This is a genomic window from Peribacillus sp. SIMBA_075 (assembly GCF_046534585.1).
Window position 1 is genome coordinate 1 of the sequence record NZ_JAWRYN010001539.1, and the last position, 238, is coordinate 238.

The window sequence follows — 238 nt, forward strand, 5'->3', positions numbered from 1 at the left end:
GTCAGATGTCAGATCAGGCCTGCCTAGATAACCTCTTGCCAAGCCGGCTCGAGCTACATACATTTCACCTGTTGTCCCAGGGGGAACAGGTTGTAGGTATTCATCTAGTACATAAACGTGTAAATCAGGAATGGGTTCACCTATTAAGCTGCTGGATTTCTTTGCGATCATGTCTCGATTGAGTACATTGTACGTAACGTGTACGGTGGTTTCTGTAATGCCGTACATGTTGATTAGC

Annotated in this window: 1 protein-coding gene; it reads right to left on the reverse strand. The window is 45.4% G+C overall.

The window, feature by feature from the left end:
- Positions 1-238: AMP-binding protein (locus SB775_RS33570; RefSeq protein ID WP_410865629.1), on the reverse strand; the 238-nt coding region annotated here is incomplete at both ends.